General features: G+C 72.8%; 10 protein-coding genes. 7 read left to right on the forward strand and 3 right to left on the reverse strand.

The window, feature by feature from the left end; all coding sequences use genetic code 11:
- A partial coding sequence (locus RB146_13720; protein MDQ7830022.1) for an amidase occupies nucleotides 1-204 on the reverse strand: 204 nt, incomplete at its 3' end.
- On the reverse strand, nucleotides 201-1,400 hold the full coding sequence (locus RB146_13725) for a 4-hydroxybenzoate 3-monooxygenase (GenBank protein ID MDQ7830023.1): 1,200 nt from the start codon (nucleotides 1,398-1,400) through the stop codon (nucleotides 201-203). The genes RB146_13720 and RB146_13725, both read right to left, overlap by 4 nt.
- A 152-nt stretch (nucleotides 1,401-1,552) precedes the next feature.
- Between RB146_13725 and RB146_13730 the strand changes: the two genes are divergently transcribed.
- From RB146_13730 to RB146_13760, 7 genes are read left to right on the forward strand one after another with little or no spacing between them, the layout of a single operon-like run.
- On the forward strand, nucleotides 1,553-2,752 hold the full coding sequence (locus RB146_13730; GenBank protein ID MDQ7830024.1) for an amino acid ABC transporter substrate-binding protein: 1,200 nt from the start codon (nucleotides 1,553-1,555) through the stop codon (nucleotides 2,750-2,752).
- Between the two features lie 11 nt (nucleotides 2,753-2,763).
- Entirely contained in the window at nucleotides 2,764-3,480 is a 717-nt protein-coding gene (locus tag RB146_13735; GenBank protein MDQ7830025.1) for an ABC transporter ATP-binding protein, read from the forward strand.
- Between the two features lie 12 nt (nucleotides 3,481-3,492).
- Nucleotides 3,493-4,197: an ABC transporter ATP-binding protein gene (locus tag RB146_13740; protein MDQ7830026.1), complete on the forward strand. Its 705-nt coding sequence runs from the start codon at nucleotides 3,493-3,495 to the stop codon at nucleotides 4,195-4,197.
- A 1-nt stretch (nucleotide 4,198) separates the two neighbouring features.
- Nucleotides 4,199-5,074: a branched-chain amino acid ABC transporter permease gene (locus RB146_13745; protein MDQ7830027.1), complete on the forward strand. Its 876-nt coding sequence runs from the start codon at nucleotides 4,199-4,201 to the stop codon at nucleotides 5,072-5,074.
- Entirely contained in the window at nucleotides 5,074-6,027 is a 954-nt protein-coding gene (locus tag RB146_13750; GenBank protein ID MDQ7830028.1) for a branched-chain amino acid ABC transporter permease, read from the forward strand. Before RB146_13745 ends, RB146_13750 begins: the two co-directional genes overlap by 1 nt.
- 19 nt (nucleotides 6,028-6,046) lie before the next feature.
- The gene (locus RB146_13755; GenBank protein MDQ7830029.1) at nucleotides 6,047-6,481 is read left to right on the forward strand and encodes a carboxymuconolactone decarboxylase family protein; all 435 of its coding nucleotides are present in this window, start codon (nucleotides 6,047-6,049) and stop codon (nucleotides 6,479-6,481) included.
- Entirely contained in the window at nucleotides 6,478-7,452 is a 975-nt protein-coding gene (locus RB146_13760; GenBank protein ID MDQ7830030.1) for a catechol 2,3-dioxygenase, read from the forward strand. The genes RB146_13755 and RB146_13760 overlap by 4 nt, the downstream gene beginning before the upstream one ends.
- 24 nt (nucleotides 7,453-7,476) lie before the next feature.
- On the opposite strand, the gene RB146_13765 is transcribed toward RB146_13760, so the two are convergent.
- Nucleotides 7,477-8,571, reverse strand: coding sequence for a methionine synthase (locus RB146_13765; protein MDQ7830031.1), 1,095 nt, complete (start codon nucleotides 8,569-8,571; stop codon nucleotides 7,477-7,479).
- Between the last annotated feature and the right edge of the window lie 276 nt (nucleotides 8,572-8,847).

The following is an 8,847-nucleotide window of genomic DNA, read 5'->3' on the forward strand; positions in this document are numbered from 1 at the left end:
CAGACGGCCCACCCGCGCCTCCTGGTCCAACACCCGGGCGGCCGCCCGCGCGCCGTCGGCGTCCACCACGACCCAGGCCTGCAGGGAGGAGTCCAGCCGCGCGATGCGGTCCAGGCACGCCTCCACCACCTCGGACGCCGAGACCTCTCCGGCGCGCACCGCCGCGGCCAGCCGGGTAGCGGTAAGCAGGTGGGGGGCGGTCACGGCACCCACTCCACGTACAGGCCGCTGGTGTGCATCCCCACGTAGTGCTCGGCCAAGTAGCGGGACAGGGTCGGGTGCGACGTCACCTGGTGCAGCTGGGCCTGTCGGAGGCGGGTGGCGAACGGGTCATCCACCGTGTGCATCAGCACGGTCATCCACCAGGCGAAGTGCTCTCCCTGCCACACGTGCCGCAGGCAGGTCTCCGAGTATGTGGCCAGCAGGTCCGCACTGCCGTCCCGGTAGTACCGTCCCAGGGCCCGCGCCAGGACCACCACGTCCGCCACCGCGAGGTTCAGCCCCTTGGCCCCGGTGGCGGGCACGATGTGGGCGGCGTCCCCGGCCAGGAACAGGCGGCCGTACTGCATCGGCTCCACCACGAAACTGCGCATCTGAGTGATCCCCCGCTCGAGGATGGGCCCGGGCTCGACCGTGGCCGCGCGGCCGACCCGCCGCTGTAGTTCCCGCCAGATGCGCTCGTCGGGCCAGTTCTCCAGCCGGTCGTCCGGGGCCACCTGCAGGTAGTTGCGGGCCAGGGTGGGCGAGCGCATGCTGAACAGCGCGAAGCCTTCCGGGCTGGGACTGTAGATCAGCTCCTGGTGGGCCGGTCGGGTGCGGGCCAGGATCCCCAGCCACGCCAGGGGGTAGTCCCGCGCGAACACCGTGAGCGCGCCCGCCGGCACCGCCTCCCGGCAGATGCCGTGGAAGCCGTCGCAGCCGGCGACAAAGTCGCAGGCGAGCCGCCGGACCTCTCCGCCGGCGCGGTAGACGATCGCCGGGCGGGGAGAGTCGACCTCCTGCAGGGACACCGCTTCGGCCTCGAAGGCCACCGTCCCGCCCGACGCCAGGCGGGCGGCGATGAGATCTTTGACCACCTCCTGCTGTCCGTAGACGGTGATGGTGTGGCCGCCGGTGAGGGCGGGAAAGTCCACGCGGTGGAGCGCTCCGTTCAGGGCGATGGCGATGCCGCCGTGGCGGAGGCCCTCCCGCCGTAGCCGCTCGGCCACACCCACTCGCTCCAGGATCTGCCGGGTGCCGTCCTCCAGCACGCCGGCGCGGATGCGCTGCTCCACGTAGGCGCGGCTGCGCGCCTCCAGCACCACGCTGGCAATCCCCTGGCGGGCCAGCAGGTGCGATAGCAGCAACCCGGCGGGTCCCGCGCCGACGATCCCCACCTGCGTCCGGTCCGGTATCTCCACGGCGCCTGCGGCATCCCGGGGCCAGTGTGCCCCGGGATGCCTTGATGATACCACCACCCCCGCCCGCCGCAGCAGGGCCCGCGCCGGGACAGGGAGCCGGCCGGCAGGGGAGAAAAAACAGTTTCAACAACCCTCGGGGCGGGAGGTGGGCCGTGAGAGGCTGCGCGGTGGTCCTGGCGGCAGGCGTGGTGCTGTCGGTCCTGTCCGGTGCCGGGGTGGCGGCCCCGGCCGATGTGGTCCGGCTGGGAGCGGTGGTCCCGCTGACGGGCCGGTTTGCCTCAGGCGGGGCCCAGGTGCGGGCCGGCTACGAGATCGCGGTGGAGGACCTCAACGCCGCGGGCGGCCTCGCCGTGGGCGGGCGGCGGCTGCGGGTGGAGCTCGTGGTCCTGGACGACGAGTCCGACCCCACCAAGACCGTCAGCCGGATGGACACCCTGGCCCAGCAGGCCATCGCCGTCTACCTGGGCGGGTTCGGTAGCGACCTGCACGCGGCGGCGGCGGCCGTGGCCGAGAAGAACCGCATTCCCTACTGCGGGGTGGCCTTCGCCCTGTGGAGTATCCACCAGCGGGGGTTCCGGTACCTGTTCAGCCCGTTTCCCAAGTCGCCCGAGCTGGCCATCGAGACCTACCGCATGCTCAACGCGTATGTGCCGGCCGACCGGCGGCCGCGCCGGGTGGCCATCTTTGCGGAGCGGACCGACTGGGGCCGGGAGATGGCGTCCCTGTGGCTGACCCGGTCCACCGAGTTCGGCTATGAGGTGGTGTTCCGGGGCGAGTACACCGTGGGGACCCGGGACATGAGCGACATCATCCTGCGCGCCAAGGCCGCCGGGGCGGAGCTGGTCCTGTCCGTGCCCACCCCGCCCGACGGCCTCACCCTGATCCGGCAGATGAAGGAGCTGGACTACGCGCCCCGGGCCTACGTCACCATCCGCGCCGCCGACGCGGTGGCCTGGACCCAGAACCTGGGCCGCGACGGGGACTACGCCCTGCTGATGCCCGGCTGGCACCACGCGGTGCGGTTCCCCGGAGCCGCCGAGCTGAACGCCAAGCACCAGCAGCGCCTGGGCCGTCCGGCCGACGTGCTGGTGGGGCCCGGGTACGCCTGCGTGCAGGTGGTGGCCGACGCCATCCAGCGGGCGGGGTCGCTGGAGCCCAAGCGCATCCGCGACGCCCTGGCGGCCACCAACCTCCAGACGGTGGTCGGGCGGGTCCGGTTCCGTGCCGACGGGACCAGCCCCGTTCCGGTGGTCGTCGTCCAGTGGCAGAACGGCCGCCAGGAGCTGGTGTGGCCCCGGGAGTTCGCCACCGCTCCGCTGGCCTATCCGGCCCTGCCCTGGCAGAGGCGGTAGATCCTGCCCCGATGCTGGACGTCCGCGGTCTGTGGAAGGCCTTCGGCGGCGTCGTGGCCGTCCGGGACCTGACGTTTGTGGTGCGGGAGGGGGAGATCGTCGGCCTGCTGGGACCCAACGGGTCGGGCAAGACCACGGTGTTCAACCTGGTGACGGGCCTGATCGCCGCCGACCGGGGCGAGATCTGGTTCGCGGGGACCCCCATCGCCGGCCTGCCGGCCCACCGCCGCGCGTCGCTGGGCATCGCGCGCACCTTCCAGCTGGTCCGGACGCTGGGCCGCCTGTCGGTGCGGGACAACGTGGCCGTGGCCCGCATGTGGGGCACGGGCCGGCAGCGGTCGCCGGACCGGGCCCGGGCGGACGCCGACGAACTGCTGGCCCGGGTGGGCCTGGCCGGACACGCCGAGAAGCCGGCGGTCGCCCTGACCCTGGCGGAGCGCCGGCGCCTGGAGGTGGCGCGTGCTCTGGCGGCCGGCCCGCGGCTGCTGTTGCTGGACGAGCCCCTGGCCGGCCTGAGCGAGGAGGAGGTGGGCGCCGAGATCGCCCTGTTCCGGAGGCTGCGGGACGAGGGGATCACCCTGGTCCTGGTGGAGCACGCGGTGGCGGCGGTGCGGGCTTTGTGCGACCGCGTGGTCTTCCTCCACGCCGGGGAGAAGGTGGCCGAGGGCGCGCCCGACGACGTGCTGGCGCACCCCCGGGTGGTGGACGTCTACCTGGGAGACGGCTAGGACGTGGCGGCCGTGCTGGACGTCCGTGCGCTGGAGGCGGCCCGGGGCGGCCAGCAGGTCCTGTGGGGCGTGAGCTGGCACGTCCGCGAGGGGGAAGTCGTCGGTGTGGTCGGTCCTAACGGCGCCGGCAAGAGCACCACCCTGCTGACGGTGGCCGGACTGCTGCGGCCGCTGGGCGGGGAGGTATGGATGGCCGGCGAGCGGGTGGACGGCCTGTCCCCCGCGGCGGTGGTCGAGCGAGGTCTCGCGCTGGTGCCCGAGGGACGTCGCCTGTTCTCACGCATGTCGGTCCTGGACAACCTGTTGCTGGGCGGGTACACGGCCCGGGCGCGGGCGAGGCGGCGGCAGACTCTGGAGGAGGTCTTCGCCCTGTTTCCCGTCCTGTCGGCCAGGCGGTCTCAGCTGGCGGGGACGCTGTCGGGCGGAGAGCAGCAGATGCTGGCGTTCGGCCGGGCGCTGATGAGCCAGCCCCGCATTCTGCTGCTGGACGAGCCGACGCTGGGGCTGGCTCCCGTGATCGCCGGCGTGGTCTTTGAGACCGTCCGCCGGATCGCCCGCACCGGGGTGGCGGTGGTGGTGGCCGAGCAGAGCCTGGTGCCGACGCTGCGCCATGTGGACCGGGGCTACGTGATGGCCCGCGGGCGCGTCCTGGCCGAGGGCGACTCCGCGGACCTGCTGTCGCGGGACGAGGTCCGGCGCACCTACGTGGGGCGGTAGCGTGGAGATCTGGCTGCAGAATGTGACTTTCGGCGCCCTGATCGGGGGTCTGTACGGCCTGGCGGCGGTCGGGCTGGCCCTGGTCTTCGGCGTCCTGCGGATGCTCAACGTGTCCCACGGCGAGCTGCTGATGCTGGGCGGGTACGGGACGGTCTGGCTGTTCACCCTGTGGGGGGTGGACCCGTTTGCCTCCGTCCTTCTCGTGGGCCCGGCGCTCTTCGCCGCGGGAGCGGTCCTGTATCGCGCGTTGTTCGCCCGGCTGGCCCGCCTGGCGGAGGAGTCCCGGATTCAGATGTCCATCCTGATCGGCTTCGGCCTGGCCCTGGCGCTGCACGCCGCCGCCATCCTGGCGTGGACGGCGGACGAGCGGGCGGTCACCGCGGGCTACGCCGGGATGGTGCTGCGCCTGGGGCCGCTGGTCGCCCCGGTGACCCGGCTGGCGGGGCTGGGGGTGGCGTGCGTGGCGCTGGCCGCCCTCCACCTGATCCTCCAGCGAACGGATCTGGGGCGGGCCATTCGGGCGACCGCCGAGGACTGGGAGGCGGCCTCCCTGATGGGCGTGCCCGTGGGGCGCGTCTACCGCACCGCGTTTGCCCTGGGCTGCGCTCTGGCCGGCGTGGCGGGGGCGCTGGTGGCCGTCTCGGATGCCGTCAGCCCCGCCATCGGCCTGAGCTGGACCCTGAAGGCCCTCATCGTGGTGGTCCTCGCCGGTCTGGGCAACATCTTCGGAACATTCATCGCGGGCGTGCTGCTGGGCGTGGCCGAGTCGGCGGCGGCGTTTGCCCTGGGGGGCGTCTTCCGGGAGGTGGTGGGGCTGGCGGTGTTCGTGGCCGTGCTGCTGGTGCGTCCCGAGGGGCTGTTCGGGCGGGGTGCGTGATGGTCGCGGTGGCCGCGCTGGCAGCCGTCCTGGCGGCCCTTCCGCTGGTGGCGTCGCCGGCGGTCCTGACGTGGGTCTTCCTGGTGTCCCTGTCGGTGGCCCTGGGCCAGTCGTGGAATCTCCTGGCCGGATATGCCGGTCAGGTCAATCTGGGCCACGCCGCCTTCTTCGGCGTCGGGGCGCTGGCGACCCGGGCGCTGTGGGTGAGCGGCGTGCCGGTCCCGGCCGCGCTGGCCGGAGGGTGCCTGGCCGCGGCCGCCGCCGGAGCCCTAGTCGCCCTGCCGTCGCTGCGCCTGCGGGGGCCGTACTTCGCCATCGGCACGCTGGCCATCGCCGAGATCCTGCGGGTGGTGGCGGCGTCGGCCTGGCCCGAGGTCTCCGCCCTGCCGGCCCCCCTGATCGCCTCCTACCGGCTGCTGCCCCGCTACTACCTGGGGGTGGGGCTGGCGGCCGCCGTCACCGCGGTGGCGTGGGCGGTGGGGAGGTCGCGGCTGGGGATGGGACTGGCCGCAGTCCGGGAGGATGAGGACGTGGCGGCCAGCGTGGGGGTGGACCCGTTCCGCCTGAAGCTGGCCGCCGTCGTGCTCAGCGCCGCCTGCGCGGGGGCGGCCGGGGCGGTGTTCGGCTATTACCACCCCAGCTTCTACCCGCAGTTTGTGTTCAGTCCGGTGTGGACCTTCGACAGTCTGGTGATCACCTATCTGGGCGGCGTGGGCACGGTTGCCGGGCCGGTGGTGGGGGCGGCGTTCTTCGTGGTGGTGCGGGAGGCCCTGGCGCTGTCGGTGACCGAGGCCCACCTGGTGGTGTTCGGCCTGCTGTTCATCCTGGTGGTGATGGCGGTGCCAGGCGGCCTGATGGAGATCGCGCGCCTCCTGCGCCGCCGCCTGGCCCGACGCGCGCTGGCGCCATCCCCCCGGGCGCTGGACAGGGCGCCGGGGCAGGAGCGGGGATGATGCCGGGGAGGAGGATGCGATGTCGGAGGGCCTTCCGCCGCGCCGCATGACTGAGGAGGAACTGCAGCAGGTGCGGGCGGTCTACGCCGACCTGCTGGGGATGGTTCCGCCGCGCATCCAGGCCCGGACCGAACTGCTGGCGCGTGTGGATCCGCAGGGATTGCGGCTCCAGGAGCAGCTGCGGCAGCACTTCATGTATCCGGCCTGCCTGGACACCAAGACGGCGCAGCTGATGCTGTTCGGGATCCTGTTGTCCCACCTGCAGGACGCCGCCGGGCTGCACGCCCGGGCCGCCCGCCGGGCCGGTGCCACCTGGGAGGAGCTGGCGGCGGTGGTGGGGCTGGCGTTCTTGTTCCGGGGCCTGTCGGCGGCCAACTACGGGGCGCAGATCCTGATGGAGATGGCGCAGGCAGAAGGGACCCTGCCGGCGCCCGGGGAGGGGAGGATGCGATGACGCAGCCCGCAGTCGCGCAGCTGGCCCACGTAGAGATCCTCACGGCGGTCCCCGACCGCACCCTGTGGTTTTTCCGGGAGCTGTTGGGGATGGAGGAGACCACCCGCAGCGGCCGGTCGGTGTACCTGCGGGCCTACGAGGACTTCTACCACCACACGCTGGTGGTCACCGAGGCGGCCGGGCCGGGTTTGGGCCACATCGCCTGGCGGACGGCGTCCGCCGAGGCCCTGCAGGACGCGGTCCGGCGGCTGGAGGCGGGCGGCTACGGGTGCGGCTGGAGCGACGGCGGCCCCGGCCACGGGCCCGCCTACCGCTTCCAGACGCCCGACGGTCATCCCATGGAGCTGGTGTGGGAGGTTGAGTACTACCGGGCGCCCGAGGAGATGCGCACCGCGCTGCGCAACCGGCCCCAGAAGCGTCCCCTGCGGGGAGTGCCGGTGCGCCGCCTCGACCACGTCAACCTGATGGCGGGCCAGGTGGCCCCGGTGCGCCAGTTCCTGCAGGAGTACCTGGGATTTCGCCTGCGGGAGCAGAAGATCGGCGAGCGCGGCGTGGAGGTAGGAGCGTGGCTGAGCGTCAGCCCTCTGGTGCACGAGATCGCGGTGATGCGGGATGCCGCCGGCCAGCGGGGCCGGTTCCACCACGTGGCGTTCTGGTACGGCTACCCCCAGCACCTGCTGGACGCCGCCGACGTCTTCAACGACTACGGCGTGCGCATCGAGGCCGGGCCCGGCAAGCACGGCACCACCCAGGCCTACTTCCTGTATGCCTTCGAGCCCGGCGGAACCCGGGTGGAACTGTTCGGCGACACCGGCTACCTGATTTTTGACCCCACCTGGCGGACGGTGGTGTGGGACGTGGCCACCGAGTCCGACCTGGAGAAAAGCAGCATCTGGTTCGGGGGGCGGCTGCCGGAGACGTTTTACACCTACGGGACGCCCTCGGGGCCCCTGCAAGCCACCGCGGTGTAGGCGGCCCGCGCCGCCGCGCGCGCCTTATCCCCACACGCGGCGGGCCACCTCCACCACGCGGGCCAGCTTGGCCCACTGATCCTCCTCGGAGAGCAGGTTACCCTCCATGGTGGACGCAAACCCGCACTGGGGGCTGAGGGCCAGCCGCTCCAGCGGCACGTAGCGGCTGGCCTCGTCGATGCGCCGCGCCAGCTGCTCGGCCGGTTCCAGCGTGGGGCGCTTGCTGCTGACCAGGCCCAGGACGACCGTCTTGTCCGGCGGCACGAACCGCAGCGGCTCGAACGTCCCCGAGCGCTCGTCGTCGTATTCCAGCAGGAATCGGTCCACCTGCAAGGAGGTGAATACCTTCTCCGCGATGGGGTCGTAGCCTCCCTCGGCGTACCACTGGCTGCGGTTGTTGCCCCGGCACAGGTGGAAGGCGATGGTGACGCCCCGCCGTCGGGCGCCCTCCAGGCAGGCGTTGTCGGCCTGGATGGCCTCGTCCAGCGCCCGGTCGGGCTCCAGGCCCATCTCGGCGCGGATGTACTCCCGCCACCGGGGATCGATGTAGTAACTGTAGCGGGGGGCGTCCAGCTGGATGTAGGTCACGCCCTCCTCCAGCAGCGCGGCAATCTCCCGGCGCACGATCGGCACGATGTCCCACAGCAGCGCCGAGTGGTCCGGATACACGCGGTCGGTCACCCCACGCTTGAAGGCGATGGCGGGAAACTGGTTGGCGCTGGGCAGGGTGATCTTGAACGGGCCCGGGCTGTACTGGCGCAGGAAGGCCACCTCGTGGGCGGTCAGCCGCCGCACCTGACGCAGCCGGGCCGTGACGATGCCGGTCACGGCGCTGGGGGGCGGAGCCTGGTCCTGACCCTTCCAGTCCCGGGGCAGCCCCTGGGTGAGGTCGAACCCCTCCACCGCCTCTACCAGGTCGCTCATGAAATTGCGCCGCCGCAGCTCGCCGTCGGTGAAGATGTCCAGGCCCAGCTGCCGCTGCCGGCCCAGCACCCGCAGGATGTGGGCGTCCTCCAGGGCCCGCAGCTCGTCGGCGGGGGCACCCCGGGCCCGCGCCTCCAGCAGGTCCGGGGGGCGGAGCAGGCTGCCCACCTGCTCGGCCCGGTAGGTCTGCGCCATCGCCCTCACCTCCGCGCGTCGCCCGCCGGCGGATCCTGCCGTGCGGCCGCCGGGACGGGATGTGGGGAGATATTGGCCGCCCGGTGGGGGGCCGTCCTGCCGGCGCCGTATACTGGGTGTGGGGCCGGCGCCGGGCCCGCTCCCGGGGCGGTGACGGCGCAGGTCCGGGAGAGGCCAGGCCGGGGGTGAGCGCGGATGATCCTGGCATCCGAGCTGCGGCCGGGCATGGCCGTCCGCCTGGAAGGCGACCTCTACAAAGTCATCGCCGCGTCCTAC

The organism is Armatimonadota bacterium (assembly GCA_031081585.1).
Lineage (GTDB): Bacteria > Sysuimicrobiota > Sysuimicrobiia > Sysuimicrobiales > Humicultoraceae > Geohabitans > Geohabitans tengchongensis.

Bases quoted from the DNA above. Each gene is read 5' to 3' on its own strand.
- RB146_13750 (MDQ7830028.1), top strand. From the start codon at position 5,074: ATGGTCGCGGTGGCCGCGCTGGCAGCCGTCCTGGCGGCCCTTCCGCTG.
- RB146_13760 (MDQ7830030.1), top strand. From the start codon at position 6,478: ATGACGCAGCCCGCAGTCGCGCAGCTGGCCCACGTAGAGATCCTCACG.
- RB146_13735 (MDQ7830025.1), top strand. From the start codon at position 2,764: ATGCTGGACGTCCGCGGTCTGTGGAAGGCCTTCGGCGGCGTCGTGGCC.
- RB146_13755 (MDQ7830029.1), top strand. From the start codon at position 6,047: ATGTCGGAGGGCCTTCCGCCGCGCCGCATGACTGAGGAGGAACTGCAG.
- RB146_13765 (MDQ7830031.1), bottom strand. From the start codon at position 8,571: ATGGCGCAGACCTACCGGGCCGAGCAGGTGGGCAGCCTGCTCCGCCCC.